At 63.6% G+C, this 25,344-nt stretch carries 25 protein-coding genes and 2 pseudogenes; 6 read left to right on the forward strand and 21 right to left on the reverse strand.

Annotated features, from left to right (window positions below):
• The first annotated feature begins 66 nt into the window (after nucleotides 1-66).
• Nucleotides 67-459: a hypothetical protein gene (locus V9K93_RS18210; protein WP_046985038.1), complete on the forward strand. Its 393-nt coding sequence runs from the start codon at nucleotides 67-69 to the stop codon at nucleotides 457-459.
• A 71-nt stretch (nucleotides 460-530) separates the two neighbouring features.
• Here V9K93_RS18210 and ligD read toward each other — a convergent pair whose 3' ends face one another.
• The 3 genes from ligD to V9K93_RS18225 all read right to left on the reverse strand — a co-directional run bounded on the left by ligD (nucleotide 531) and on the right by V9K93_RS18225 (nucleotide 4,479).
• Entirely contained in the window at nucleotides 531-3,017 is a 2,487-nt protein-coding gene (ligD, locus tag V9K93_RS18215) for a DNA ligase D (RefSeq protein ID WP_337302978.1), read from the reverse strand.
• Between the two features lie 3 nt (nucleotides 3,018-3,020).
• Nucleotides 3,021-3,926 (reverse strand): non-homologous end joining protein Ku, encoded by a 906-nt coding sequence (gene ku, locus V9K93_RS18220; RefSeq protein ID WP_046985040.1) that lies wholly within the window; start codon nucleotides 3,924-3,926, stop codon nucleotides 3,021-3,023.
• A gap of 154 nt (nucleotides 3,927-4,080) precedes the next feature.
• On the reverse strand, nucleotides 4,081-4,479 hold the full coding sequence (locus tag V9K93_RS18225; RefSeq protein WP_004132921.1) for a hypothetical protein: 399 nt from the start codon (nucleotides 4,477-4,479) through the stop codon (nucleotides 4,081-4,083).
• A 147-nt stretch (nucleotides 4,480-4,626) separates the two neighbouring features.
• On the opposite strand from V9K93_RS18225, the gene V9K93_RS18230 reads away from it, so the two are divergent.
• Nucleotides 4,627-4,980 carry a hypothetical protein gene (locus V9K93_RS18230; protein WP_337302979.1) on the forward strand — a complete coding sequence of 118 codons (354 nt, stop codon included), beginning with the start codon at nucleotides 4,627-4,629 and terminating at the stop codon, nucleotides 4,978-4,980.
• 76 nt (nucleotides 4,981-5,056) lie between these two features.
• Here V9K93_RS18230 and V9K93_RS18235 read toward each other — a convergent pair whose 3' ends face one another.
• Entirely contained in the window at nucleotides 5,057-7,147 is a 2,091-nt protein-coding gene (locus tag V9K93_RS18235) for a TonB-dependent receptor family protein (protein WP_337302980.1), read from the reverse strand.
• 171 nt (nucleotides 7,148-7,318) lie between these two features.
• Between V9K93_RS18235 and V9K93_RS18240 the strand changes: the two genes are divergently transcribed.
• The 3 genes from V9K93_RS18240 (at nucleotide 7,319) to V9K93_RS18250 (ending at nucleotide 10,697) form a co-directional block, all read left to right on the forward strand.
• On the forward strand, nucleotides 7,319-8,521 hold the full coding sequence (locus V9K93_RS18240) for an amino acid aminotransferase (RefSeq protein ID WP_337302981.1): 1,203 nt from the start codon (nucleotides 7,319-7,321) through the stop codon (nucleotides 8,519-8,521).
• A 341-nt stretch (nucleotides 8,522-8,862) separates the two neighbouring features.
• Nucleotides 8,863-9,879, forward strand: a complete 1,017-nt coding sequence (locus V9K93_RS18245) for a class 1 fructose-bisphosphatase (protein WP_337302982.1) — start codon at nucleotides 8,863-8,865, stop codon at nucleotides 9,877-9,879.
• 107 nt (nucleotides 9,880-9,986) lie between these two features.
• On the forward strand, nucleotides 9,987-10,697 hold the full coding sequence (locus V9K93_RS18250) for a 2OG-Fe(II) oxygenase (protein ID WP_337302983.1): 711 nt from the start codon (nucleotides 9,987-9,989) through the stop codon (nucleotides 10,695-10,697).
• A gap of 97 nt (nucleotides 10,698-10,794) precedes the next feature.
• On the opposite strand, the gene V9K93_RS18255 is transcribed toward V9K93_RS18250, so the two are convergent.
• Both V9K93_RS18255 and V9K93_RS18260 read right to left on the reverse strand, forming a co-directional pair.
• Nucleotides 10,795-11,472 carry a hypothetical protein gene (locus V9K93_RS18255; protein ID WP_337302984.1) on the reverse strand — a complete coding sequence of 226 codons (678 nt, stop codon included), beginning with the start codon at nucleotides 11,470-11,472 and terminating at the stop codon, nucleotides 10,795-10,797.
• A 165-nt stretch (nucleotides 11,473-11,637) separates the two neighbouring features.
• Nucleotides 11,638-11,808 (reverse strand): annotated as a pseudogene (locus V9K93_RS18260) (RHS repeat-associated core domain-containing protein); the annotation flags it as partial.
• On the opposite strand from V9K93_RS18260, the pseudogene V9K93_RS18265 reads away from it, so the two are divergent.
• A pseudogene (locus V9K93_RS18265) lies at nucleotides 11,805-12,139 on the forward strand (hypothetical protein); the annotation flags it as partial. The pseudogenes V9K93_RS18260 and V9K93_RS18265 overlap by 4 nt on opposite strands.
• Nucleotides 12,140-12,741: 602 nt before the next feature.
• Here V9K93_RS18265 and V9K93_RS18270 read toward each other — a convergent pair.
• From V9K93_RS18270 to V9K93_RS18340, 15 genes are all read right to left on the reverse strand, one after another.
• Nucleotides 12,742-13,002, reverse strand: coding sequence for a hypothetical protein (locus V9K93_RS18270; protein ID WP_337302985.1), 261 nt, complete (start codon nucleotides 13,000-13,002; stop codon nucleotides 12,742-12,744).
• Between the two features lie 261 nt (nucleotides 13,003-13,263).
• Entirely contained in the window at nucleotides 13,264-13,497 is a 234-nt protein-coding gene (locus V9K93_RS18275; RefSeq protein ID WP_248298524.1) for a hypothetical protein, read from the reverse strand.
• Nucleotides 13,498-13,702: 205 nt separating this feature from the next.
• Complete coding sequence (locus tag V9K93_RS18280) at nucleotides 13,703-14,296, reverse strand: hypothetical protein (protein ID WP_337302986.1); 594 nt, start codon at nucleotides 14,294-14,296, stop codon at nucleotides 13,703-13,705.
• A gap of 948 nt (nucleotides 14,297-15,244) precedes the next feature.
• Entirely contained in the window at nucleotides 15,245-15,610 is a 366-nt protein-coding gene (locus V9K93_RS18285) for a hypothetical protein (RefSeq protein WP_136640027.1), read from the reverse strand.
• Between the two features lie 185 nt (nucleotides 15,611-15,795).
• Complete coding sequence (locus tag V9K93_RS18290) at nucleotides 15,796-16,887, reverse strand: PA0069 family radical SAM protein (RefSeq protein ID WP_046986644.1); 1,092 nt, start codon at nucleotides 16,885-16,887, stop codon at nucleotides 15,796-15,798.
• Between the two features lie 142 nt (nucleotides 16,888-17,029).
• The gene (locus V9K93_RS18295; protein ID WP_046986643.1) at nucleotides 17,030-17,773 is read right to left on the reverse strand and encodes a pyridoxine 5'-phosphate synthase; all 744 of its coding nucleotides are present in this window, start codon (nucleotides 17,771-17,773) and stop codon (nucleotides 17,030-17,032) included.
• A 9-nt stretch (nucleotides 17,774-17,782) separates the two neighbouring features.
• Nucleotides 17,783-18,052, reverse strand: a complete 270-nt coding sequence (locus tag V9K93_RS18300) for a hypothetical protein (RefSeq protein WP_046986642.1) — start codon at nucleotides 18,050-18,052, stop codon at nucleotides 17,783-17,785.
• A gap of 40 nt (nucleotides 18,053-18,092) precedes the next feature.
• Nucleotides 18,093-19,553, reverse strand: coding sequence for a cardiolipin synthase (gene cls / locus V9K93_RS18305; RefSeq protein ID WP_136640080.1), 1,461 nt, complete (start codon nucleotides 19,551-19,553; stop codon nucleotides 18,093-18,095).
• 149 nt (nucleotides 19,554-19,702) lie between these two features.
• Complete coding sequence (locus V9K93_RS18310; RefSeq protein WP_004132666.1) at nucleotides 19,703-20,116, reverse strand: ExbD/TolR family protein; 414 nt, start codon at nucleotides 20,114-20,116, stop codon at nucleotides 19,703-19,705.
• Between the two features lie 3 nt (nucleotides 20,117-20,119).
• Complete coding sequence (locus V9K93_RS18315) at nucleotides 20,120-20,545, reverse strand: ExbD/TolR family protein (protein WP_012509603.1); 426 nt, start codon at nucleotides 20,543-20,545, stop codon at nucleotides 20,120-20,122.
• A 60-nt stretch (nucleotides 20,546-20,605) separates the two neighbouring features.
• Complete coding sequence (exbB, locus tag V9K93_RS18320) at nucleotides 20,606-21,367, reverse strand: TonB-system energizer ExbB (RefSeq protein WP_004132614.1); 762 nt, start codon at nucleotides 21,365-21,367, stop codon at nucleotides 20,606-20,608.
• Between the two features lie 95 nt (nucleotides 21,368-21,462).
• Nucleotides 21,463-22,131 carry an energy transducer TonB gene (locus V9K93_RS18325; RefSeq protein WP_012509602.1) on the reverse strand — a complete coding sequence of 223 codons (669 nt, stop codon included), beginning with the start codon at nucleotides 22,129-22,131 and terminating at the stop codon, nucleotides 21,463-21,465.
• A gap of 143 nt (nucleotides 22,132-22,274) precedes the next feature.
• Complete coding sequence (locus V9K93_RS18330; RefSeq protein ID WP_046983847.1) at nucleotides 22,275-23,468, reverse strand: tetratricopeptide repeat protein; 1,194 nt, start codon at nucleotides 23,466-23,468, stop codon at nucleotides 22,275-22,277.
• Nucleotides 23,469-23,600: 132 nt separating this feature from the next.
• A complete protein-coding gene (locus V9K93_RS18335) occupies nucleotides 23,601-24,407 on the reverse strand; it encodes a M48 family metallopeptidase (RefSeq protein ID WP_046983846.1) in 807 nt (268 codons plus the stop codon).
• Nucleotides 24,408-24,478: 71 nt separating this feature from the next.
• Nucleotides 24,479-25,324 (reverse strand): CPBP family intramembrane glutamic endopeptidase, encoded by an 846-nt coding sequence (locus V9K93_RS18340; RefSeq protein WP_046983845.1) that lies wholly within the window; start codon nucleotides 25,322-25,324, stop codon nucleotides 24,479-24,481.
• Nucleotides 25,325-25,344: the final 20 nt, after the last annotated feature.

Raw genomic sequence — 25,344 nt, forward strand, 5'->3', positions numbered from 1 at the left:
ATCCATCGGTAGGGCCGGCCGCTGGCCGGCATCCCCAGGCACTTCGCGCAGCCGTACAATGCGCGCATGCCCGGCCTGCTCAAGACTCTGTTCCTGTCCCTCGTCGCCCTGATCGGCGGCGTGCTGTCGCTTGCGCTGGTCAGCAGCGTCGCCAGCTGGCTGCCCCCATTGTTGGGCCTGTCACCGGACAGCAACAGCGTGCAGCTGGGATGGGACCTGGCCTTCAGCGTGCTCGGTGGCGTTGCCGGCATTTCCTTCGCCACCTACTACGCGCCGTGCTGGCCGCGTTCGCATGGCTTCTCGATCTGGTCGCTGATCGCACTCGGATGCGGTTACGCGATGTGGACCGCCGGCGCGGATTTCCCACTCTGGTTCGTCATTTCGCTGCTGGCGTCACTGCCGCTGCAGCTGTTGGCCGGCTGGTGGTTCGGTCGCCGCGCGTCGCGCGATCCGCGCTGAGCGCATCCAGGTAGTGCCGGCCGCTGCCCGGCAACCTCGGCCATCCTACAGTTGCCGGCCAGCGGCCGGCACTACCGCTTCAGCGACGGCAGCGTCTGCTTCAACCGTTCAATGCCCTGCCATGGGTCACCCTTCAGCCGCTTGGCACGCGCCAGCGCCTTGGCCATCGGAAACGCGTCAGCCGCGCTCACCCGGGCCAGCTCTTCCCAGCGCAGCGGCACCGCCACGCCCGCACCATCGCGCGCGCGCAGCGACCACGAACAGACGCTGGTGGCCCCCCGCGTATTGCGCAACCAGTCGATGAAGATGACGCCATTGCGCTTGGCCTTGCTCATCGTCGCCACGTAGCGATCAGGCTGCTCCAGCGCCATTGCCTGCGCGAACGCCTCGCAGAACGCCTTCGCCTCGTCCCAGCCTGCCTTGGGCTGCAGCGGCACCACCACGTGCACGCCCTTGCCACCGGACAGGCGTACGAAGCTCTTCAGGCCCACCTGCTGCAGGCGGTCACGCACATCGCGTGCACCGGCTTTCACCTGTGCCCAGCTCACGCCTTCGCCGGGATCGAGATCGAACACCAGGCGATCCGGATGCTCTGGATCGATCACGGTCGCGCCCCACGGATGCAGCTCCAGGGTGTTCATCTGCACCAGCTGCAACAGGCCCCGTGCATCGTCGATATAGACATAGTCCTCGCGGCCGCTCTTCTGTTGCAGCGGAACCGCGTGCACGGCATCGCCCAGGCCGGGACCGTGGTGCTTCTGGAAGAAGCAGGCCTTGCCCACGCCGTCCGGGCACCGGAGCAGTGACAGCGGACGTCCGGCAAGTTCGGGCAGGATCCAACGCGCCATGCGCTGGTAGTAGTCGGCCACGTCGCCCTTGCTCAGCTTCTCCTTTGGAAACACCACCCGCTCTGGATGAGTGATCTGGACCTCGCCTCCGGCTTCGATATCGGCTGTGCTCATACCCAGATCCTCCTTCTGCTTGTCGCTGCGCAGCCGCTTGAAACTGGCCTGGCGCAGCAGGCCTTCCTTGCCCCAGCCACGGAATGCCACCTCCGCCACCGTCACCGGTTTCACCCAGCGCACGCTGGCGGCACGGAACGGCACATGCGCTGGCAGCTGCAGCACCGGTGCATTCACTGCCAACGGCTGCAGTGCCTTGAGCAGCGCGCGCAAGCTATCGTCGTCGAAGCCGGTGCCAACGCGGCCCACATAGCGCAGGCCAGCCTTGTCCGGCGTGGCCAGAAGCAGCGAACCAAATCCCACCCGGGAACCCTTGGGTGCCGTGTGGCCGACAATCACGAACTCGTCGGTGTCTTCGTGCTTCACCTTGACCCAGCTGCGCGCACGCGTGTTCACGTAGGGAGCATCCACCTGCTTGCTGACGATGCCCTCGAAGCCGGCCTCACCGCTGGCATCGAATACCTGCGGTCCGTGGTCGATCACGTGCTCGCTGAAGGCCAGGGTGCCGGGCGCTGGCCCGATCAGATCCTTCAGCAATGCCTTGCGTTCGAGCAAGGACGAACGGCTGATATCCGCACCGGCCACACCCGGAAGATCGAACACGATGTAGCGCAGCGGTTGTTTCGAACTACCGTCGATCACCCGCTGCAATGCCGCAAAGTCACTGCGTCCTTCCTTGTCCAACACCACCAGCTCGCCATCCAGGCGCGCATCGCGCAGCGGCACCGCCTGCACGGCCTGCACGACCTCGGGAAAATCCGCCGTCCAGTCCAGGCCGTTGCGGGAGCGGAGCTTCACCTCACCATCGTGCAGATCGGCCAGCAGACGATAACCATCCCACTTGATCTCGTGCAGCCAGCGCGCGCCGTCCGGCGCGCTGTCGCGATGATCGGTCAACTGCGGCTTGAACACGCGTGGATAGGGTGTATCGCGTGCACCGTCCAGTTTCAGCGCGCGCGCATGCCAGCGCGCATCAGCCTTGCGTGTGGTCGTGCGTGCGGCAGGTGCAGCACGCGTCGCCTTCTCTGCGGAACGCTTCTTCGCCGCAGGCGCTCGTTTCGGCATCGGTGCCGTCAGCAGGTCATCCGCTTCGGCATCGCGCGCTTCCTCGTCACCGCGCTTGATCAGCAGCCACTGCACCTGACGCCCTTTCATTGCCGTACGCACCAGCTTCCAGCCACCGGCCAGGCGTTGCCCGTGCAGCACGAAGTCGATCTTTCCAGCCGCCAGCGCCTGCAGTGGATCACCTTCACAGGCCCAGGTGCCGTGATCGAAGACATCCACGTGGCCAGCACCATAGTGGCCTTCAGGAATGTTTCCCTCGAAGCCGGCGTAGGACAACGGGTGATCTTCCACTTCCACGGCCAGCCGCTTCTCACCGACGCGCAGCGAAGGCCCCTTCGGCACGGCCCAGCTCTTCAGTACACCGTCCATTTCCAGGCGGAAGTCATAGTGACGCGAGCTTGCATGATGCAGCTGGATGACGAAGGTCGGCCGCCGCTTCGGATCACCGCGTGCGGGCGTGTCGTCAGGCTCCGGCGTCTGTCCGGCGCCACCACCCAGTCTGCGCTTGCGCCGGTACTGGTGCAGCGACATGGTTCAACCTGCCTTGCGCCGCGTGGTCTTCTTTGCGGCCTTTTTGGTGGCCTTCTTTGCCACCTTCTTCGCCGGTGCCTTGCGCGTTGCCGTCTTCTTCGCCGGCGTGCGCTTGTTCGCGTCCAGGCTCTTCTGCAGCAACGCCATGAAATCCACCACATTGGTGGTGGCATCTTCGCGCGGTGCGGGCTCGTCTTCCACCCGGGTAGTGCCGCCCTTGGATTTGATGCGCTTGTTCAATACCAGCTGCAGACGCTCGCGGAACTCATCGTGATACTGCGAGGGATCCCAGTCACCGGCCATTGACTCGATCAGCTGTTCGGCCATCGCCGTTTCCTTGCTGGTGATGCGATAGTCGGACAGTTTTCCGGCGGGCAGCTTGTAGTCCTCGGGATCCACCAGCTCCTGCGGATAGCGCAGGATCATCAGCACCAGCGCGTCCTGCTGCGGCATTACCGCGCACAGGTACTCGCGCGTGCGCACCACCACCCGCGCGATGCCCACCTTGCCGGTACTGCGCAGCGTTTCGCGCAGCAGCACATAGCCCTTTTCGGCCTTCTTGCCGGGTACCAGCAGATACGGTTTCTCGTAGTAGCGTGGGTCGATCTGCGCCGCATCCACGAACGATTCCACTTCCACCGCTTCGTGGCTTTCCGGCGCCGCCGAACGGATATCGCCTTCCTCCAGCACGACGTAGCTGCCCTTGTCGTACTCGTAGGCTTTGACGATGTCCTTCCACGGCACCTCCTCGCCGGTATCGGCGTTGACCCGCTCGAAGCGGATCGGCTTGCGGTCACGGGAGTCGAGCATGCGGAACTGCAGATCGACCTTGCGTTCGCCGGACATCAGCGACACCGGCACGTTGAGCAGGCCAAACGACAGCGTGCCGGTCCAGATCGGGCGAGCCATGGGTGCACCTTTGGCGGGGCAGGGGGCCCAGCGTGGGCCGGAGGGCGTAAACCAGCCGTGTCCATGCCGTGCACGTGGGTTCTACGGAACACGGTAGTGCCGGCCGCCGGCCGGCAACCAAAGCACACCTGAGCGTGTACGCAGAACCCCTGCGCTACTGCAGCAACGGCCTCACCGCTGCCGCCGGGATATGGTCCAGTGCGCGCCACGCATCTTCCACCACCGGCCGCGCCTGCGACCAGCTCAAGCGCGAGTGCCCACGCATCTGTTCCCAGTGCTCGGCCAGCTCCTCGCAGGTATCGGCGGCGTCACCGCGCGGCCAGTCGGCGGCATGCGTGGTCAGCGCGAAGGCGTAGACCGGGCAGAGGTCACGCCAATTGCGATGGCTCTGGCCACGGCGCTCTTCGTAATCGCTCAGCATGTACTGCAGGTAGTCCTGCGCCACCGCCTGCGGGTCCTCATGGCGACGCGTGCGGCGCTGAGCTGTACGCTGGCCGAGCGGATCGAGCAGGGCGTTGAACACGGACGGTGCGGGTCGTTCAAGACGGGGCATGGCCGGCTCCTGCAGCGGGGGCGGGTGGGCAGGAATACGCGCGATCCCGTTACCGGGGGGTGAGCGAGATGTTCATGACGCCAGGTTCGCGGCGGCTTTACCTTGTGAGGGGTGTAGTGGGAGCCCCCGAGCGCAGGTAGCCAGATCATGAGCCGAGAGACCTCCCGTGACCCGCTGCGGGAAAACCACCCGCCCATTCCCGGCGAGCAGCGCGGTAAGCGCGATGCCGACAACGCCGACAACGCCGACTACCGCGGCACCGGCGCACCGTTCTTTGACGCCGAACACGGTGGCGAGCATCTGCCGGTGAAGCACGAGTCTGAACAGGCCGCACAGGACCGCAAGGACGGCGGCGACCGCCATCGTGGGGGCCAGGAAAGCCCGCTCAAGCGCCGCGAGCGCAAGCAGCATGCCAGCGACAACCAGGACGAGGCGCTGGAGGAGACCTTCCCGGCCAGCGACCCGACCTCGCCGTTTGTACCGGCCAAGGCCCCCGATTGACCGGTAGTGTCGGCCGCTGGCCAGCAACCTCCTGACGTCCTGCACAGCGCCATGCCGGCCAGCCGGCACTACCACTTCATCGCCACGACCACTGCAGCCCGAGGCTGGCCCGTCGGCCCGGTCCCGGCTCGTAGAAGCGGCCGTTGCCATCGTTGACGATCACCGAGCCGATGTAGGCCTGGTCCAGCACGTTCTCCAACCGCGCGAAGGCACGCAGCTCACCGCCCGGCAGGGTCCATCGGCGCCCGCCTTCCAGGTGCAGCAGAGCGAAACCGGGTGCGCGCGCCGTAGCCACGTCATTGACCACGGTATCGGTGCTGGCCGAGGCCTCCAGCGCCCACTGCCAGTCGGCGGGGCTCCACTGCAGGCGGGCGAAGGCCTGCTGGCGTGGCACGCCGGGCAGACGGCTACCCACGGCGACGCCGGTGTTCGAGGTCAGGTACGGCGAGCGCACCTGCGCCTGCAGCCAGGTCCAGGCCAGCTGCAGTTCCAGCTGTTCGGCCAGCGGCTGTCGGTACTGCAGCTCCACGCCCTGGCGACGGGTGCGGCCGATGTTGCGATAGGTGCTGCGTCCTCCGATATTGCTGGCAACTGCCAGCTCATCGTCGGTATCTGCGCGGAACAGGCTGATATCGAGCTGGGTTCCATCCTGTGCGCGCCACTTGCTGCCAATCTCCAGATTGCGGCTGCGCGCGGCCACCAGATCCAGCGCCAATCCCGCCTGGCCGTCGGCGCGATAACCCAGCTCGTTGAAGGTAGGCGTCTCGAAGCCCCGCCCCACGGCGGCGTGCAGCCGCCACTGCGGGCTGGCCTCGAAGCTGATCCCGGCCACGGGCGTGGTTGCCTGGTAGCGGCGGCGGCCGCTGTCGTCCGGATTGCGCCCGGTGATGTAGCGGTCATCGGATTCGAAACGCACCGCGCTGTGGCGCAGCCCGGCCAGCAGCGACCAGCGCGGGCTCCACTGCCACCAGGCCTGGGCGAACTGGTCGACGTTCTGCACGGTGTCGATCTGGTCTCGGCGCAGGCGCCCACGCACGCCCAGAGTGCTGCCGATGAAGTTCTCGTAGCCGGTACGGTGCTGGCGCTGGCGGTCGGCGCTGAGCCCGGCCACCAGATCCAACGGGCGGCCGGCGAGATCGCCGTGCCAGCCCCAGCGCGCGTCCAGCCCGCCATAGCCTGCGTCCAGATCGATCACGCCGCCCGCATGCAACGGGTTGGCCTGTGCGGTCGGCGGAATCGGCAGGTACTGGGTGACCTCACGCTGCCCGGCATAGCCCATCAGCTGCCAGCGTTGGGTGTCGGTTTCGCGGGTCCAACGCAACCCAGCCTGCTGCTGGCGCACCGATTTGCGGGCGTTGTACTGGTGCGCCACCGCAGTAGCCTGCCGTGGATCCGCAGCGACCTGCGCGCGGGTCAGGCCCAGTGGATCCTGTGCGTCCGGCGCATCCAGCGCGTTGAGCAGCAGCTCCAGTCGCCCACCGCCCAGATCGCCGCCAATGCGCGCAGTGAGCGATTCGCGGCGCGCGCGGCTGTGTTCGCGCCAGCCATCGGTGCGGAAGTGATTGGCGGCGATGTTGTAGTCCAGCCCGTGGCTGGCTCCCTTCAGCTGCGTGCCGACGCTGAGCGTGTTGTCGGCACCTGAGTTGAGGCGCAACCGCCACGGGTCGCCAGCCTGGCCCTGCGCGCTCCACACCTGCAGCACGCCGCCGGAGGAGTTGCCGTACAGCGCCGAGAACGGCCCGCGCAGCACCTCGATGCGTTCGGCACCCAGCAGGCTGGCATGCGACAGCTGGCCCTGGCCATCGGGCATGGTCGCGGGCACCCCGTCGATCAACACCCGCACCCCGCGCACACCGAAGGTCGAGCGCGCGCCGAAGCCTCGGATCGACAGCTGCGTGTCCTGGGCGAAGTTCTGCCGGTCGCGCGCCAGCAGTCCCGGCACCCCGGCCAGTGCCTCGGACAACTGCACGCTGTTGCCGGCCCGGCCAGCGTCGATCCAGACCGTGTCCTGGCTGGCCGGCAGCGCGAACGGGTCGATACCCGGCACCCGCGCCGCCTGCACCTGCACGGCGGGCAGGGCGGTGGGCGCAGGCTCGGCCATGGCCGCCAGTGGCGACAGCAGCAGGGCGGACAACGGCAGGCAGTGGCGTCGTGCGGCGGGATTCATGATTCAGGTTGATGGATCGGGCGGCAACGCACGCCATGGTACGGGGACACGGATGACGATGGCGGCGGCCAGCCCCGGCAGGCTTTGTTACGATGGGCTGTTTCCGGCCGAAAAGCCGCAGACCGCGTGGCGCAATTCCTCCCCCTTTCCGTCTACCGAACGAGTACCGCCGTGTCCTTCTTTGCAAACGTGGAACTGGTCCCAGGCGACCCGATCCTGGGCCTGACAGAGGCGTACAACGCCGACAGCCGCCCGACCAAGGTCAACCTGGGTGTGGGCATCTACTACGACGAGAGCGGCCGCATTCCGCTGCTGCGCGCCGTCAAGCAGATCGAGCAGCAGCTCGCCAACGAGGCCAAACCGCGCGGCTACCTGCCGATCGATGGCCTGCCGGCGTACACGCAGGCAACGCGTGAGCTGGTGTTCGGCAAGGACTCGCCGCTGCTGGCCGCCGGCCGCGTCACCACCGCACAGACCGTCGGTGGCAGCGGTGCGCTGCGTGTCGGCGCCGATGTGCTGAAGAAGCTGCTGCCGCACGCCACCGTTGCACTGAGCAACCCGAGCTGGGAAAACCATCGCGCGGTGTTCAGTGCGGCCGGTTTCGAAGTGGTGGATTACACCTACTTCGACCCGACCACTCATGGCGTGAACTTCGATGGCCTGCTGGCCGACCTCGGCAAGCTGGAAGCCGGCACCGTGGTGCTGCTGCACGCCTGCTGCCATAACCCCACCGGCGCCGACCTCACCGTCAGCCAGTGGAAGCAGGTCGCGCAGCTGCTGAAGGACCGCCAGCTGTTCCCGTTCATCGACATGGCCTACCAGGGCTTCGACAAGGGCATCGAGCAGGACGGCGCCGCCGTGCGCATCATCGCCGAAGCCGGCATCGACAGCTTCATCGTCGCCAACTCGTACTCCAAGTCGTTCTCGCTGTACGGCGAGCGCGTGGGTGCGCTGTCGATGGTGGCGCCGACCGCTGCTGACGCCAAGGCCGTGCAGTCGCAGGTCAAGCGCGTGATCCGCACCATCTACTCCAGCCCGTCCACCCACGGTGCCGCGCTGGTGGCAGGCGTGCTGACCAACCCGGAACTGCGCGCGATGTGGGAGCAGGAGCTGACCGAGATGCGCGAGCGCATCCATGCCCTGCGCCACGGCCTGGTCGAGAAGCTGGCCGCCGCTGGTGCGCCGCAGTTCGCCTTCATCAACGAACAGGCCGGCATGTTCTCCTACTCCGGCCTGAGCCGTGAGCAGGTCGAGCGCCTGCGCGACGAGTTCGGCATCTACGCCGTCGGCACCGGCCGCATCTGCGTGGCCGCGCTGAACCAGAACAACCTGGAATACGTCGCCAAGGCCGTGGCCACCGTCGCCAAGAGCTGAAAAAACGTTGCACGTGCTTGAAAACAAAGGCGCCGAAAGGCGCCTTTGTTTTTTTGCATTTGCCCCTGCCTTTGCCACACCCACCGCGCTCGCGGCGAACCCTGAAGCGCGTGGGAGGGGGAGGCGATGCAGGACCGTTGGCGCCATGGATGGCGCCATCGAGCTTACATGGACGTACTTGCAGCGTGTCCTGCATCGCCTCCCCCTCCCACGAGCCTCGACAAAAGGAAGGCGCCACGAGCGCAACGCATCTGGAAACGATTACGCCTTCCCGCGCTCACGCACGGCCCCGCCATACGGGCGACAATAGGCGTTTTCCCGCTGCCGAGACCTGCCCGACCATGTCCCGTACTTCGTTGACCCGCTTCCTGATCCAGGAACAGCACGCCGGCCGCATCAACGCCGACCTGCGCCAGCTGATCGCCGTGGTCGCCCGCGCCTGCACCAGCATCTCCATTGCCGTCAGCAAGGGCGCCCTCGGTGGCGTGCTCGGCGATGCCGGTACCGGCAACGTGCAGGGCGAAGCGCAGAAGAAGCTGGACGTCATCAGCAACGAGATCCTGCTCGAAGCCAACGCCTGGGGCGGTCATCTCGCCGCTTGTGCTTCGGAAGAAATGGACCACAGCCAGCCGGTGCCGGACATCTATCCGCGTGGCGACTTCCTGCTGCTGTTCGATCCCCTCGATGGCAGCTCCAACATCGACGTCAACGTTTCCGTCGGCACCATCTTCTCGGTGCTGCGCTGCCCGACCAATGTCGAACTGCCGGGCGATGACGCGTTCCTGCAGCAAGGCAGCAAGCAGATCGCCGCCGGCTACTGCATCTATGGGCCGAGCACGCAGCTGGTGCTGACTGTCGGCCACGGCACCCACGCCTTCACCCTGGATCGCGAGAAGGGTGAGTTCGTGCTGACCACCGAGAACATGCAGATTCCGGCGGCCACCCAGGAATTCGCCATCAACATGTCCAACCAGCGTCACTGGGAAGCGCCGATGCAGGCGTACGTCGGCGATCTGCTGGCGGGCAAGGAAGGCGCGCGCGGCAAGAACTTCAACATGCGCTGGATCGCCAGCATGGTCGCCGACGTGCATCGCATCCTGACCCGCGGCGGCATCTTCATCTACCCGTGGGACAAGAAGGATCCGTCCAAGGCCGGCAAGCTGCGGCTGATGTACGAAGCCAACCCGATGGGTTTGCTGGTAGAGCAGGCCGGCGGCGCCGCCTGGACCGGCCGCGAGCGCATCCTCGACATCCAGCCCGACCAGCTGCACCAGCGCGTACCGGTGTTCCTCGGTTCGCGCGAGGAAGTGGCCGAAGCCGTGCGCTACCACCACGCGCACGACGACGCGCAGGGCTGAGGCAAGTCTCCCGACAACGATCATGGCAGAACGATGACATGACCGTGGGGTGACACCGAGGGCGGCAAACGGCACCATCAAGCCATTGCCGCCTAAGGAATGCACGCATGCACGAGCAGGGCCCGGTCGATTTCATCGAAGTCATCCACAACGCCGTCCCCAGCGAGGTCTGCGCGGCGATCGTTGAGCGCCTGCGCGCCACGCGTGACCTGCAACCCGGTGCCGTAGGCAGTGGCGTGTTCCCGGAACTCAAGCACAGCAAGGATCTGCGCATCAGTGGGCTGGACGGCTGGCAGGATGTCGATCAGCAGCTGCAGATCGCAGTGTTCAATGGCCTGCTGACTTATCTACGCCGTTATCCACAGGCGTTGATCGCACCGCTGATGTTGCAGATCCAGGACAGCAACGGCCAACCGCGACGCCTGTCTGCCGAGGACTTCCCCGACATGCCGCCGCAGCAGCTGGCCGATCTGGCCCGCACCTGCCTGCGCCCGGGCGCGATCAACCTGCAGTGGTATGCGGCAGGCGAGGGCGGCTACCCGTACTGGCACTGCGAGCTGTACCCGAAGGACGCGCAGGCCGAGACCCTGCACCGGCATGTGCTGTGGACGCTGTACCTCAACGACGACTTCGAAGAGGGCGAAACCGAGTTCCTGTTCCAGGGGCGGAAGATCGCGCCGCGCACCGGCAGTCTGCTGATTGCGCCGACTGCGTTTACTCATACCCATCGTGGCAACAGGCCGCAGGGCGGCGACAAGTTCATCGCGACCAGCTGGATCCTGTTCCAGAGCGCGCAGAAGTTGTTTGGGGGTGGGTGATACAAGCTGGTCACTCGATGATCTCAGCGCCCACGCTTGAATCATGGAGCACGCCGGCCAGACCCTGTGCCGTGGCGCGAGCGGTTGGTGCTATTCCCTAAGGCAGACCGCTACCCGGGCTGCCCTCGCTGATAAGAGAATCCCCAGGTGCTGGCACTCCCTCCCATGCGTCCAGCTGACCCAGCGATCTCTGAATGGCATTCAATTCGTAACTGAACTCGCGCATCTTGCAGTGGTCCTTCCAGCCCGCTGGGCTATCGAGATCAAAGCGTGCGTTGATGCGGACCCGCATCAGATCGGCGGACTTCTTGAGGATCTCGACGCTACCGGAAACAGCCTTTCCGTAGCATCCAGTGCTGCCGGGTCTCAAGCTAAGGCCAGTGCTGTAGACCGCCCTGCCTTCACTGCTTGGCAAATCAAGCACATCGCCTTCAGCCAGATTCGAGCGAAGGATCAACGTCAGCTTCTTGTACCTTTCGTTTTCGACTTCAGGCGCTGTGTATTCACGCAAAGCCACCACTACATTGTTTCCATCAACAATCCGGTGACAGGCAAGGGCAACCTCCCTGAAGTCAGTCGTATCACAGCCCGCCACATCAGAGTTGGCGTTGGAGACATAGAAGGCACTGACCTTCTGGTTGCCAGGAAGCGATGCGCACGCACTGCAGGCCAGGACCAGAGCAAGCGTAGTCAACAACCTAATTTGCACAGGTGCGCTCCCCAGGAATACTGGCTCGTTCGGTTCGAATGTTTGCATCCCTGGCCAATTTTTCATGGCCTTTTCCAGATGCTCCGCGCAGCCCCCAAGTTCGGGTGAAGAACCTCATGAACAATAGTGTCATACAGCGAAATCATCAAACTTTGGTCAAGTTGGAAACATCAGATCTACTTCATTCTTCTTTGCCAACGCGTAAAGGCAATCGATATCGGCCTGGGTTAGTCCAAGGGGATCGACGTATCGCATAGGGTTCTCCGATACATAGGAGTAAGTGTCCATCCCTCCCGCCAAGCCAATCGGATCACTCTGCACATACCGCCCCGCACTCGCGTCGTAGTCGCGGAAGCCGTTGTACCAGAGCCCGCTCTCGCCATCGTAGTACTGTCTCGGAAACCGAGTTCCTGTAGCAGGAGCGGAAGATCGCGCCGCGCACCGGCAGCCGGCTGATCGCGCCGACTGCATTACCCCCAACCATCGTGGCAACCGGCCGCAGGACGGGGATAAGTTCATCGCGACCGGCTGGATCCTGTTCCAGGGCGCGCTGAAGTTGTTAGGGGGAGGGGGGACGGGGAGGGCTACCCAACCATTTCGTGGGTCCAAAGAACAGCCAGAAATTGTCGTTGCCGTGTTGCCAGGCACTGACCTTCTCGACGGAGATATCCTTGATTTGAAAGTTGAACTGAAGATAGAAGGACGGTCTTCATTCCGATCAAGAGAGCCATGACAAGGTACAGAGACAATTTGACCAGTGATCTCTTGCTTACGATGCGCGCTATCGGTCGCCTTGCGTCCGTTGCGCTGACCAGCAGCCCAGCGCGACGGGCTGCGCGCAAAGTCCATCCAGCGACTGGGGGACTCACAATCTCCAGCTCAAGACTAGGACTTCGGCTTCCTCCATGGTCTGATCAGGGTCTTATACATAACCCAGGCGATCCAGCCACAGATCAAGCCGATCCCAGCGACAATGATCTCCTCCTCCTCGAAGGGAGATCCATTTAGCCCTTGGTATACGACGAAAGCCACTGCTCTCAATGACAGCAAAGAAAATATAACTACTGGTGCCCAAAGTAGAACCTTCATCATTCTCTCACTTGCAATTGCACGGATCGGTGCCGGACGACTGGCCATCTACCATCTCTTTCCCGGCTTTTGCGGCGTCATAGGCTCCTTGCATCGTGGCAACCGGCCGCAGGACGGGGATAAGTTCATCGCGACCAGCTGGATCCTGTTCCAGGGCGCATAGAAGTTGTTTGGGGGTGGGTGAGGTCACCGTGCCCCTTCCAATTGGAGCCAGTATCCGTGGAAGCTCGTTGTTCCATCGGTGGATTACCGGGCGCTCGTAGAGCAGTAGTAGTCACCGTCCCTGTCCGAGTCCCAATAGGTTCCTCCATAGAGCTTCACCGTACTGCCTCTTGTCGTCAGCTCTACCGAGTGCGCCAGGCGATCCTCGCAGAAGACCATCAATCGGTAATGGCGCTGCCGTTTGTCTTTCTGCAGTCGCCAGTGCTTCTCTGCAGCTTGTTTGATGAAGAAGGCAGCGCTCTGCTCTGGATCAGATTCGAGTTCGGCGTCGAAAACGACACTCATGAATGTGACCTTCCGTAAGAACCTCACGTTCGTAGGACGGATCCCTGAAGGGAGTTCAAAAGTCTCGGTAGCAGCGCGCAGTTCTGCTTCTGTTGGCTTTCCGGTCCAATCGCCACCTCCGATGGATCCGAACATTGAAAGGTAATTCCCTCCTATCAAGGCAGCAACGACAGCGCATAGAAGCAGATGGCGCAACGGTACCTTTTTCATGGCCCATTCCCCGACTGCCGTTGTTCGCTGCAACTTGAATCCCGCAAGGGTTCAATCGTTTGTCCCGAGAACCGAAGCATTGATGCTCGGCTGATCGGTGCGCTTGCGAGGACGACGGCGATACAGGATCCCTCCCGCTACCCCACCAAATACGGCCATGCCGAGGCCGACGAGCTCTTCGATGCCTAGCGCATCCGCTGACAGCAATTTGGCCGCCGTCAGCAGAAGAAAATTCAATGGGAGCATCCACAGGAACGCGATACCCAGCCAATAGATGATCTTCATTTCAGCTATCGCGTTGTTCCGGATACATTGCCCCTAACCAGCAGGCAGATCTGTTCTGCGTCCACGACTTGAGTTCTTCCATCTCCGGCTCTCGTAGTTGTTCCATGTCGTTTCCATCGTGTTGGCATAGCAAGACAAGCTCTCAAGCTGGCCCGATCCACGCCGCCTGATCAATAGCTGCCGGGTATGTGCCGAGGTCGCACAGTTATCTGGCAGGTCCAAAGGATCCCCAGAGATCTTCGTTGCCTCCTTGCCAGGCACTGAGCTTCTCGACAGGGATTTCCTTGAGTTGACAGGTGAACTGGAGATAAAAGGAACGGTCTTCTTTTCGATAGCTGTTCCACCCAACAGCCGACACTTTGACTTCGAACCGACTATCGCCCTTGTGCGGCTGATGTAGTTCGACGTCCGCTGAATCGGACAGCCAGAAGTCTCCCTTGTGCGCGAAGCCCGCGCCGCCACTTGTCAAGCGCGCATCCACTACCTCCGGCGTCCCTTCCGTCGAAGGCGTGTTTCGCTTCAGGCTGCCTGTGATCTTGGTGTACTGCTGGGAATCGATCACGCCCGGCGACTCCGAAAAGAGGCGCAGCAGAAGAAGGGTGTCCGTGCCCTTGCGCACTCTCTGACCTGTACTTGCCGCCCATAGTCGTTGTTCGAACTCGTCCAGGCCAGCCGGCATGTCAGTGACGACCGTGGCCTGCGGAACGACGATACATTCATGCACTTTCTCCGCCTGTGCAGGCTGCGTACCGAACACAAGAGGAATGAGGAAGCAGAGTATTTGGACCGACAACTTCATTCTTGGATTCGAGCTCCATATTGAAAGCTGTCTGCCAGAGGTTGGAGAAGATTCACCTGTCGCCGCGTGGTTACCCGGAGGTTCGCCCGGGTCTGTTCGTATTGGAAGCTCCCATCCTGTGATTTATCAGAAGAAGCATGAAGAACGCGATCGTCATACCGATAAGCTGGAACTGGATGGAATCCGGGTATCCCTTGCAGTACTCGAACGCAGGGGTGTCGTCCACATGATCGAGGCACTCTCTGACGAGGCGATACAGGGACGATGCTCTGCTGTAGAAATAGACCACCGCACCGACGCAGAGGGCTCGTCCGACTGGAAGAGCCATCGTTCTCAACTGTTCTTTATTCACCCTTTTGCCTCGACTTCCCCACGGCAAGCTTCCGCGATTGACCGGTCATCCTATAGTCGACCGAATCGCTCCCCCTGCTACCGTAGCGGACGGTTGCAACCTCTACAACTCCGCCGAGAGCATATGGATCGCTACAGGCTGAAGTGCGTAAGCTGCGGCGACCACACAGGCTTCGCCGGCATTGCTCCCTCACGCCGGCTGTAGACTCTCCTCGATGATTGAGTCCCCCTTGCCCGGGACACCCTCCCACGCAGGCAAGCGTTCAACCGGAAGCCACACCGCCTTGATGTGCCTATTGAATGCACGGGCGCCGCAGTGGCCCTCCGCAGGCCAACGCCAGCTCCCTGTAGGCAACCATTGAGCATCCGTCACGACCTGAGTCCGCAGCTGCGACATAGAACTTACTGCTTGTTCTTGTTGGCAGGAAGGCGCAGACACTCAGCACCATCGCAATGAGCAGCGGCATCAAGGCTCTGAATGTCCCCATGATCGCGCGCATACAACGCTGCTGTCCCGGTCGATCATTGCGGTGCTGATCAGGTGCATTTCCATCTTCCACTGCACCTGGAGATGATCCAGAACAACGGTTCGAAGCGTCAGAGGTCGCCTTCACTGAGCGTTCCAAGATTGAAGGTCCTGCTCTGTGAGCGGCGACTGCTGATGCTGATTTTCCTGGAGTTCAACCTGCGACCATCGCTGCAGTCGGCAACAAAGAAGTAGTGTGTCGGCGCAGGGCCTGAGACAACCATCATCGTCAAGGAGAACTCACCCTCAACTTCCCTGGTATTCAGATGTTCCCCGGTCTCGATGGAGACCATCTGCAGCTGGCATGTGTCCTGGCGCTCGGCGATGACTGAGGATGCCGGCACTGTCCCTGAAATACGGATGATGATGTCCCCCCCCACGGTGCTGCAACTGGCCAGCAACAGGGCTACCATTGTGGCAAGAGGCAACTTGTCCATTCGCCGCACTCCTCAGCCTGTCATCGCAGGCGATCCTTGAGGGACTGAGCCTCTCTTCAATCCACGTCCCCCCCGCGCAAGCGCAGCGCGTTCAGGGAGAGAATGGTAGTCCGATATCCGACAGATTGAACAGTGCGCAGTGCGTCTCACGGAACGCGATGGCGTCCTTCCGACACAGCGCTGCCTCAGAACAACGAGCCCTGCGGCGATTCCTTGCGCGGCGGCAGCGGCTTCTGGAACCGGCTGCAATCCAGCTTCGGCCAATGGCTGTTCTGCGCATTGAAACCCAGTCGCTTGCGTGCCAGCTTGAAGCGGTTGTTCAACAGATCGGCATATACGCCCTGGCCACGCATGCGAGTGCCGAACTGGCTGTCGTAGTCCTTGCCCCCGCGCAGCTGCTGGATGGTGCTCATCACATGCGCGGCGCGATCGGGATGATGGGTATCCAGCCAGTCGCGGAACAGCGGTGCCACTTCCAGCGGCAGGCGCAGCAGCACGTAGCCGGCGGTGCTGGCGCCCGCATCGTGTGCGGCCTCCAGCACGGCTTCCAGTTCGCTGTCGTTGATCCACGGAATCACCGGCGCCACCATCACCCCAACCGGAATACCTGCCTCATGCAGGCGCTTCATCGCGCGCAGCCGTGCATGCGGTGCAGACGCACGTGGCTCCAGCTTTGCGGAAAGATGCGGATCCAGCGAGGTCACCGAGAAGTGCACGCTGACCAGGTTCTCCGCCGCCAGCGGCTCAAGCAGATCGATATCGCGCTCGACCAGCGCGTTCTTGGTGATCAGCGAGAATGGATGCTTCGTCTCCAGCATCACTTCAATCAGCTGGCGGGTCAGTTTGAACTTGCGCTCGATCGGTTGGTACGCATCGGTGTTGATGCCCAGCGCAATCGGTTGCGGCACGTAGCCCGGTTTCGAAAGTTCCTTGCGCAGCAGTTGCGGCGCATTGGTCTTGGCGAACAGCTTGGTTTCGAAGTCCAGGCCCGGCGACAGGTTCAGATAGGCATGCGAGGGACGTGCAAAGCAGTACGAGCAACCGTGCTCGCAGCCGCGATACGGATTGACCGATTGGCTGAAGCCAACGTCCGGTGAGTTGTTGCGGGTGATGATGCTGCGCGCGGTTTCGGCACGCACTTCGGTACGCAGGCGCGGAGCAAGGAATTCTTCGCTCTCGTCGACCGCCCAGCCGTCGTCCACCGCCTCGCTGACGGTGCTTTCAAAGCGCCCGGCAAGGTGGGACGTGGAACCTCGGCCCTTGATCGCAATACCCATTGCGGAAGCGTAGGCTGCGGCCGTCTCAATGGCTGCGACGGGCGCCTGAAGGGTTCAGGACTGTGCTGAGCCGAGCATGGGCTCGGCTCTACAGTTGATGCTGGGACCTTGTAGAGCCGAGCCTACGCTCGGCTGCAATGCATCAAAGCAGCGCCAGATACCCGCGCACGGTGGCATCCAGCCCGTCGTACAGGGCCTCACCGATCAGCGCGTGGCCGATCGACACCTCCAGCACGTCCGGCACGTTGGCCAGGAAATCGCGCAGGTTGTCCTGCGACAGATCGTGCCCAGCATTGACGCCCAGGCCAGCGGCCTGCGCGCGGCGTGCAGCGGTGGCGAACAGCGCCAGCATCGCATCGGCATCGCCGGCCGCATGCGCTTCGGCGTAGGGCCCGGTGTACAGCTCGATGCGGTCGGCACCGACCTCGGCCGCCTGCTCCAGCAACGGGTTGCCGGCATCGACGAACAGGCTGACCCGGCAGCCCATCGCCTTCAGTTCCGCGATCAGCGGGCGCAGGCGCTCGGCATCGCGCTCGAAGTCGAAGCCATGATCGGAGGTGATCTGGCCGTCGCCATCCGGTACCAGGGTGGCCTGCGCTGGACGGGTCTGTGCGCACAAGGGCAGCAGGCCGGGGTAGCCCTCGCGCGGCGGTGCAAACGGGTTGCCTTCGATGTTGAATTCGACGCCACGGGCACGGGTCAGCGTGGACAGGGCCAGCACATCCTCGGCGGTGATGTGGCGACGGTCCGGCCGCGGGTGCACGGTGATGCCATGCGCGCCGGCATCCAGGCAGGCCTGGGCGGCACGCACCACGTCCGGTTCGGCACCGCCGCGCGAGTTGCGCAGGACGGCGATCTTGTTGACGTTGACGCTGAGCTGGGTCATGGAACGGAACTACTTGGAAAGAGGGGACGGATCGTGTTCGTCGGGGGCGGCATTGCGACGGGCCTGGGCCTGTTCGCGCAGGCGGCGCAGTTCCTCGGCATCGACCAGGGTAGCGGGGTCGCGCTGCAGATCGCCAAAGCGGGCCACGTAGCGGCCGCGTACCCAGGCCAGCAGGAAGGCGAGGGCGGCCAGCAGGCACAGGGTCATCAACCCGGCATTGGGCGTCTTCAGGGCGAAGGCGAAACAGCCCAGCGCCAGCAGCAGGTACAACCAGTACATAGTCGGGCTCCCCGGATGATCGCCGCAGTGTAGCGCTGCGTCAGAGCAGCGGCGAGGCCAGCCGTGCGAACGCCTCCGGCAGGCGATGCAGCCACAGCGAACGGCCGGCCTGGTCATTCACCCGGGTGGCGCGGTCGAATTCGCCCTGCAGCAGCTCGGCCAGTGCGGCAACACGACCTCGATCGCTGATCATCATCGATAGTTCGAAGTTCAGCCGAAAGCTGCGGTGGTCGAAATTGGCGCTGCCGACGATGCAGACGTCGTCATCGGCGATGAAGGCCTTGGTATGCAGCATGCGTGGGCCGTACTCGTAGATCTTCACGCCAGCATGCAGCAGTTCGTCAAAGTAGGAGCGCGCGGCCTGGGTGACGAACCAGGAGTCGCTCATCTTCGGCACCAGCAGGCGCACGTCCAGCCCGCCCAGCGCGGCCGAGGTCAACGCCATCCGCGCCGCTTCGCCCGGGACGAAGTAGGGCGTGACCAGCCATACCCGTTCGTGCGCTTCCTGGATGGCCGCCACGTGCAGGCGATGGATGGTCTCCCAGCCCGAATCCGGGCCGGACACCAGTACCTGGGCATTGATCGGGCCTTCGCCCCGCAGGGGCATGTCGGCTGGCCACAGGCGCGCGATATCCATCCGCGATGGATCCTGTCCACTGGCGTAGAGCCAGTCCTCGGCGAACACCAGCTGCAGGCTTCGCACCACGTGGCCACGGATGCGCATGTGCAGATCACGGTATGCATCGGTCCTGCGGCTTTCGTCCTCGTCGTCGGTGATGTTGATGCCACCGGTGAAGGCCAGGCGGCCATCGACGATCACCAGCTTGCGATGGGTACGCAGGTTCAACCATGGGCGCTTGAACGGCTTCAACAGCTGCCGTGGGTGGAACCAGATCGCTTCGCCACCGGCATCGAGCAGGGGTTGCAGGAAGCGCCGCGGCAGGGCGGATGAGCCCACCGCATCGAGCAGCAGGCGCACCTGCACGCCGGCCCGCGCACGTTCCACCAGCGCGTCGCGCAGCGCGGTGCCGGCATGGTCCGGGTTGAAGATGTAGTACTCCAGATGCACGTGATCGCGTGCCTGCGCGACAGCTTCAAGCAGCGCGGCGTAGGTGGCTGCGCCGTCCACCAGCCAGGTCACTTCGGTGGCACTGCTCGGTGCCAGCCCGGTGGTGGCCTGCGCGATCTTGGCCAGCTCGGTGCAGTCGGCATCGGGCGGGCAGACGTCGCTGTAATGCTCCATGCCCGAGCGCGCACGCCCGCGACGCAGGCGCTGCCGCTTCACCTTCTGCGGGCCCAGCAGGTAGTAGATGAAGAGGCCGAGGTACGGCAGCAGCGCCAGCGACAGGATCCAGCTCAGCGTGGCGACCGGCTCGCGCTTCTGCAGCATGATCCAGCCCGCCAGCGCGAACAGGTACAGCAGATAGGCCACCGCCAGGATCGTCCCGAGGTGGGCGATGCCATCCAGCCAGTGGCGCAGGGAGTCGAAGAGGGCGAGCATCCGCCGATCATAACGGGCGCGTGCAGCCTGATGGGGTCAGATCCCTCTTCCTGTTGAAAAGGAATCTGACCCCAACGGGCAAAAAAAGACGCCCCTGTTTCCAGGGGCGTCTGCAGTCGCGTCATGACTGTTGTATTGCGGTGTTGCGTTTACTGCTGCACAAAACCGATCTTCTTCATCTGAGCGTTCTTCGCGGCGGCCAGGACCTTGGCCATCACGTCGTACTCGGAATCCGGGCTGGCGTCGATACGCAGTTCCGGCTGGTTGGTCGGGTCACGCTGGACCTCCTGCTCCATCCGCTGCTGCAGCTCGCTCGCATTGATCGGGCTGTTGTTCCACGAGACCTGGTTGCTGGCGTCGATCTTCAACTCGATCGGCGGCGGCGGTTCGACCAGCTGCGGCGGTGGGTTGAGCACGCGCTGCGGCAGGTCCACGGCGATCGGGTACGTCATGATCGGCGCGGTCACGATGAAGATGATCAGCAGCACCAGCATCACGTCCACGAGGGGCGTGACGTTGATGTCTGCCATGGGGCCCTTGCCACCACCACTACTGAATGCCATGGCTTATTGCCCCTTTTCTTTGGTCGCAACGAAGCCGACGTCCAGCATGCCCTGTTCCTGCGCGATCTTGGTCATCTCGTTGATGACGCGCATCTTGGTGGTGCGGTCACCACGCAGGTTCAGCGGCGGCTGCGGGGTCTGCTGGGCGGCGGTCGCCAAGCGCGACTCGAGAGTCTGCTTGTTGATTTCTTCGTCGTTCCAGTAGATCGAGCCATCTTCCTTGACTGCCAGGGTGATGGGACCCTTGCGGTCGTTGGTGTCGTCCGGCTTCTGGACCAGGTTGGCCTCCGGCAGATCCACCTTGACCTTGTGGGACATCAGGGGCGCCGTGATGATGAAGATGATCAGCAGCACCAGCATCACGTCCACGAGGGGCGTAACGTTGATGTCGGCCATGGGGCCGCCGCTGTTACCACTACTGAAAGCCATAACGGGCTCCGTCTAGATCTTGGTGACTACTTACTTCGTCGCAGGTACAGCGCGTCGCAATTAGCGGACGCGCGAACCGGTGGCGAAGAAGTCGTGCAGGTCGTGCGCGAAGGTATCGAACTTGCTGATGGTCGCGCTGTTGATCTTGCTGAAGAAGTTGAAGGCGAACACGGCCGGGATCGCGACGAACAGACCGATCGCGGTCATGATCAGCGCTTCACCCACCGGGCCGGCAACGGCGTCGATCGAAGCGGAGCCGGTGGCACCGATCTTGATCAGCGCGCCGTAGATGCCCCACACGGTACCCAGCAGACCGACGAACGGAGCGGTCGCACCGACGGTGGCCAGCAGGGTCATGCCCGACTGCAGCTTGTTGCTTTCGCGGGTCACGGCCTGGCGCAGGGCGCGGTCGACGAACTCCGAGCGGCTCAGGTTCTCACCCACGCCACCGGTGGCGCCGCCTTCAGCGCGCTGGTGGTGGGCAGCTGCCTGGGCAGCGTCCAGAGCGATCTTCGAGAACGGCTCCGAAGCCGGCTGCTCTTCCATCGCACGGATGGCGTCCTGCGCGTTCGGGGTATCCCAGAACAGGCTGACGACGCGATCAGCGGCGCTCTTCAGGCGGGTAGCACGGAAGATGTTGATGACGGTCCAGTACCAGGACATGGCCGACATCACGACCAGGGTCAGCAGCACGACCCAGGAGACCGCGAAATCACCCGGCTTGGTGGTCATTTCGTGGATCAGATGCTCGAAGCCCATCTGCGACAGGGCGTTGGACGGATTGCCCCCGGCAGCAGCGGCGATGAAAATTTCCTGCAGCATGACGCTTACCTTTGTTGTGTGTGGTGATAAAGGGTGTAGCTAAGCTAAACAATCGAACCGGGGGCGAGGGTGGCCAGCTGGCCACCCGGGCCGCATCAGTTCAGTGCAAAGTTGACCGGGACGCGGACGCGGCCAGCAGCCTTCTTACCGCCAGCTTCGGCGGCGTTGAAACGCCACTTCCGGGCAGCTTCCATCGCAGCACGGTCCAGGTCGCGGTTACGGCTGGACTTTTCCACCGTGACATTGGTGACGTTGCCGCTGGCATCGACATCAATGATCAGGATCACTTCGCCCTGGATACCAGCGCGGAAGGCTGCCGGCGGGTAGCGCGGCGGGTTCATGGCCTTCGACGAGATGTCCACGCTGGCCTCGATCGAGGTCGGCGGAGCCGGCGGCGACGGCGGCGACGGCGGGGTGACGATGTCGCTTGGGCGCGGCTCCGGCACGTCCACGACCGGCGCCTGCGGCGGCGGCGGAACCGGCGACGGCTTCGGCGGCGACAGGTTCTTCACCGGCGGCGGCGGAGTATCCGTCGGCGGCGGCGGCGGCGGCGGCGGGGGTGGCGGCGGCGGCGCGTCTACGATGGTCACCATGACGTTACGCTCCTTCTCAGCCACGGCCTTGGGAGCCACGGCGGGGATGAGGAGCATCATGAAGGCGGCCAGATGCAGGGCAATTACAAACGCGATGCCGACGATGCGAGGCCAGCTCAGCCCCTTGTCATCGGGTTGTTCGTACCGGTGAACGACTAGTTGTTCCGTCATGCGCCAAGAGCTCAATAGTGGGGCCGGGATGCCGGGGGCGGAATCCCTGATCAGCGGTGCATGACACCGCAGGAACCTCCAAGCTTATACCAATCCTGAGCGCCTGCGCATCAACTGTGCAGGCATTCAGGCGTTATTCCTACTTACTTCAGGTTGATGATTTTCTTGGCATCAGCCTGGTTCTTCACGCCCTTCGCCAGCGCCTGCTGGGCGGCCTGCCTGGCCTCGGGGACGCGACCTTCGGCATGCAGGACGCGTGCCAGGTTCAGGTAGGTCTCACCGTCCTTGGAAAGCGGGGCGGCCTTCTGCCACGCATCAATCGCCTGCGGCACCTGGTCGGAGTAGTAGTAGGACTGGGCCAGCGCCAGGTAGACCTGGTAGTCCGGCTTCAGGATGCCCTTCTGCAACCCTTCGTTGATGACCGCGATGACGTCCTTTTCCTTGTGCTCGGTATTGGCATAGATCGAGTACAGCTGCTTGTACTCGCGCTCTTCGGTGAGCTGGCCGCTGCTGCGCAGCTTGTCCATCACCGTGGCAGCCTTGTCCATCTGATCGGCCTGCATGTACATGTTGGCCAGGTTCAGCTGGGCCTTCTTGTCATTCGGATTCTTGGCGGCCAGCGCCTCGGCTTCCTTGACCGCTTCACCGGACTGGCCGGCTTCGGACAGGGCCGCCATCAGCAGCTGGTTCCAGTTGTCCTTCGGCTCGGCGGAGCCGGCGATGGCCTGCTTCAGCACCGGGATCGCTTCCTGGTAGCGCTCCAGCTGGTACAGCGCCTGGCCCTTGGCAATCAGTTCTTCCGGCTTGGTGGACTTGCTCTCGGCGAAGTACTTGTCCAGGGTCGCCAGCCCTTCGGCGGTCTTGTCTTCCTGCAGCTCCAGCTGGCCCAGCATCAGCATCGACTGGAAGTGGCCGTTGTTGTCCAGGCCGTTGAACTGCAGGACCTGCTTCAGGTAGGCGACGGCAGCCGGAGTGTCGTCGGTCTGGTAGGCGGCCTGCGAGGCCAGCTGCGCGGCCAGCGACTTGTCGTACTCGTTCGCGGCGCTGTCAGCCAGGATTGCGTCGGCCTGGGTACGGGTCTCCGGGAACTTTTCCTTGTTGTAGCTGTCGATCATTTTCTGCAGCTTGCTGCCCATCTTGGCCGAGGCCTTGACCGACGGCTCCTGGCGGGTCGCGTTCGGGTACAGCGCCTCGGCCTTGGCCTGCTTGCTGCTGCCACCGCGGTTGCCGCGCTCGGAGGAACGCGAGGACTGCGCGAAGGCATCGGTGACCACGGCGCCGGTCAGGGCGGTCGCGACGAGGACGGAAAGCACTGCTTTGTGGTTACGGAAAATCATCGTTCACCTCGATCGAACCGCCGGTTAGCGGCAAAGTCGGACTGTCAGAAAAATCTGAGCCGCCAAACGTATCAGAAACAGATGGCGTGAGAAATCGTTTTATGTGCTGCAATACAGCATGAAACTGCGCACTCATCCGCACTTTGGCCGCAGCCCACCCGCCTGCGCCTGCTGATAGACCGGGGTCAGGCCCGGTGCATCGCGTCGCAGTTCCTGGATCCGGTTGGCCGGATCAGGGTGGGTGGACAGCCATTGTGGGCTACGACCGCCACTGGCGGCCATCATGTTCTGCCACAGATCGACCGCCTGCGCCGGGTTGAACCCCGCCTGCGCCATCAGCCGCTGGCCGATCACGTCGGCTTCGCTTTCCTGGGTGCGCGAACCCGGCAGCAGGAAAGCGGTCTGCGCGCCCATGCCACCGAGCTGGTTGACCGTACTGGCGGCGCCTTCCCCGTAGGCGGCACCGGCCAGCGCACCGAGCACGGCCAGGCCGGTCTGTGCGCCCATCTGGCGGGTGATGCGTTCTTCGTGATGGCGGGCGATGACGTGGCCGATTTCATGGCCGATTACGGCAGCCAACTGATCCTGGTTCTTGGCCACGGTGAAGATGCCGGTGTTCACACCAACCTTGCCACCGGGCAGGGCGAAGGCGTTGGGCTCCTTGTCGACGAACACCGCCGTCTCCCACCGTACGCCACGGTATTGAGGCGGCAGCTGCGCGACAAGGGCGTTGACCACGCACTGCACATAGCCGTTCTGGCGGCCATCGGTGCTGATCTTTTCCTTCTGTTTGGTCTCGGCGAATGCCTGCGCACCGAGCTGGTCCAGCTGCGCCTGTGACACGCCACCGACCATCTGCCGACGGCCAGTGGGTGACGTCGTGGTCGCACAAGCACTGACCAACGTGGTGATGACAAGGGCCAGCAGCAGGTGTTTCATGGGTGCACCCCCGTGTTCATATGCGCAGTGTGTAGCGTAACGGCTTAATCTTTCGTCAAGCGGACACGGCGTTACGTTGATCCCAGGAACACCATAGCGGCAAGTGCGACAGCGTTGTTCAGTGCATGGGCTGTGATCGCCGCCCACAGCGTGCCGGTGCGCTGGTACAGCCAGCAGAACGCGGCGCCCATGCCGCCGTAGACCAGCCACAGCTGGGCCATGCCCAGCAGTGAATTCCTGCTCACCCCTGGTACTTCGTGGACCAGCGCGAAGGCCAGGCTGCTGAGGATGACACCCAGCCAGGGACGGCCAGCCTGCCACAGGCGGCCGAACAGCACGCGGCGGAACAGCAGCTCCTCGTAGGCAGGCGCCAGCACGACTGCGAACAGCACCAGGAACAGCGGGAAACGCGCGATCGCGTTCTGCATCAGTTCCACGTTGGTGGGCACCGGCGCGATGCCAAACTGTTTGGCCAGAAAGGCGATGCCGTTGCTGCCCAGCACGATCAACAGGGCCACCAGCACGGTCCAGCCCCAGGTCGAGGGCCGCCGCAGCGCCTGTCGTGAAGCCAGACGTTCGGCCGCATTGGCCGGGCGTCGCCAGAAGTACAGGAGCAGGGCGGCTCCACCGGTGGCGATCAGGGCCATCAGGATCTGCGCCAGGGCCCCGGGCTGGCCGACGGCCGCTGTTGTTTCTGCCGGCGACAGGGCGCCGCCATTTGCCTGTGCATTGGCATAACCAACCACGATGGCGCGATAGAAGCCCCAGAGCAGGCCGGTGACCATGCTCAGGCCGAACAGGGTGACCGCGGCAATGCCCAGATCGATGAAGAAGCCCGCCAACGGGGAACCCGCGCGCGGCGCGACTGAGGCCGGCGGAACCGGGGGCGGGGCGGAAACCGGGGCGGAAGCGGACATCAGGTACCTGCGTTCAAGGG

The organism is Stenotrophomonas sp. CCNWLW162 (assembly GCF_037203745.1).
Lineage (GTDB): Bacteria > Pseudomonadota > Gammaproteobacteria > Xanthomonadales > Xanthomonadaceae > Stenotrophomonas > Stenotrophomonas maltophilia_AQ.

Coding starts and splice junctions, on each gene's coding strand:
- V9K93_RS18235 (WP_337302980.1), bottom strand. CDS start 7,147: ATGAATCCCGCCGCACGACGCCACTGCCTGCCGTTGTCCGCCCTGCTG.
- V9K93_RS18255 (WP_337302984.1), bottom strand. CDS start 11,472: ATGAAAAATTGGCCAGGGATGCAAACATTCGAACCGAACGAGCCAGTA.
- V9K93_RS18290 (WP_046986644.1), bottom strand. CDS start 16,887: ATGGGTATTGCGATCAAGGGCCGAGGTTCCACGTCCCACCTTGCCGGG.
- V9K93_RS18245 (WP_337302982.1), top strand. CDS start 8,863: ATGTCCCGTACTTCGTTGACCCGCTTCCTGATCCAGGAACAGCACGCC.
- V9K93_RS18275 (WP_248298524.1), bottom strand. CDS start 13,497: ATGAAGATCATCTATTGGCTGGGTATCGCGTTCCTGTGGATGCTCCCA.
- V9K93_RS18225 (WP_004132921.1), bottom strand. CDS start 4,479: ATGCCCCGTCTTGAACGACCCGCACCGTCCGTGTTCAACGCCCTGCTC.
- V9K93_RS18280 (WP_337302986.1), bottom strand. CDS start 14,296: ATGAAGTTGTCGGTCCAAATACTCTGCTTCCTCATTCCTCTTGTGTTC.
- cls (WP_136640080.1), bottom strand. CDS start 19,553: ATGCTCGCCCTCTTCGACTCCCTGCGCCACTGGCTGGATGGCATCGCC.
- ku (WP_046985040.1), bottom strand. CDS start 3,926: ATGGCTCGCCCGATCTGGACCGGCACGCTGTCGTTTGGCCTGCTCAAC.
- V9K93_RS18250 (WP_337302983.1), top strand. CDS start 9,987: ATGCACGAGCAGGGCCCGGTCGATTTCATCGAAGTCATCCACAACGCC.
- V9K93_RS18335 (WP_046983846.1), bottom strand. CDS start 24,407: ATGAAACACCTGCTGCTGGCCCTTGTCATCACCACGTTGGTCAGTGCT.
- V9K93_RS18325 (WP_012509602.1), bottom strand. CDS start 22,131: ATGACGGAACAACTAGTCGTTCACCGGTACGAACAACCCGATGACAAG.
- V9K93_RS18295 (WP_046986643.1), bottom strand. CDS start 17,773: ATGACCCAGCTCAGCGTCAACGTCAACAAGATCGCCGTCCTGCGCAAC.
- ligD (WP_337302978.1), bottom strand. CDS start 3,017: ATGTCGCTGCACCAGTACCGGCGCAAGCGCAGACTGGGTGGTGGCGCC.
- V9K93_RS18285 (WP_136640027.1), bottom strand. CDS start 15,610: ATGGACAAGTTGCCTCTTGCCACAATGGTAGCCCTGTTGCTGGCCAGT.
- V9K93_RS18230 (WP_337302979.1), top strand. CDS start 4,627: ATGAGCCGAGAGACCTCCCGTGACCCGCTGCGGGAAAACCACCCGCCC.
- V9K93_RS18270 (WP_337302985.1), bottom strand. CDS start 13,002: ATGAGTGTCGTTTTCGACGCCGAACTCGAATCTGATCCAGAGCAGAGC.
- exbB (WP_004132614.1), bottom strand. CDS start 21,367: ATGCTGCAGGAAATTTTCATCGCCGCTGCTGCCGGGGGCAATCCGTCC.
- V9K93_RS18340 (WP_046983845.1), bottom strand. CDS start 25,324: ATGTCCGCTTCCGCCCCGGTTTCCGCCCCGCCCCCGGTTCCGCCGGCC.
- V9K93_RS18315 (WP_012509603.1), bottom strand. CDS start 20,545: ATGGCTTTCAGTAGTGGTAACAGCGGCGGCCCCATGGCCGACATCAAC.
- V9K93_RS18300 (WP_046986642.1), bottom strand. CDS start 18,052: ATGTACTGGTTGTACCTGCTGCTGGCGCTGGGCTGTTTCGCCTTCGCC.
- V9K93_RS18330 (WP_046983847.1), bottom strand. CDS start 23,468: ATGATTTTCCGTAACCACAAAGCAGTGCTTTCCGTCCTCGTCGCGACC.
- V9K93_RS18310 (WP_004132666.1), bottom strand. CDS start 20,116: ATGGCATTCAGTAGTGGTGGTGGCAAGGGCCCCATGGCAGACATCAAC.
- V9K93_RS18210 (WP_046985038.1), top strand. CDS start 67: ATGCCCGGCCTGCTCAAGACTCTGTTCCTGTCCCTCGTCGCCCTGATC.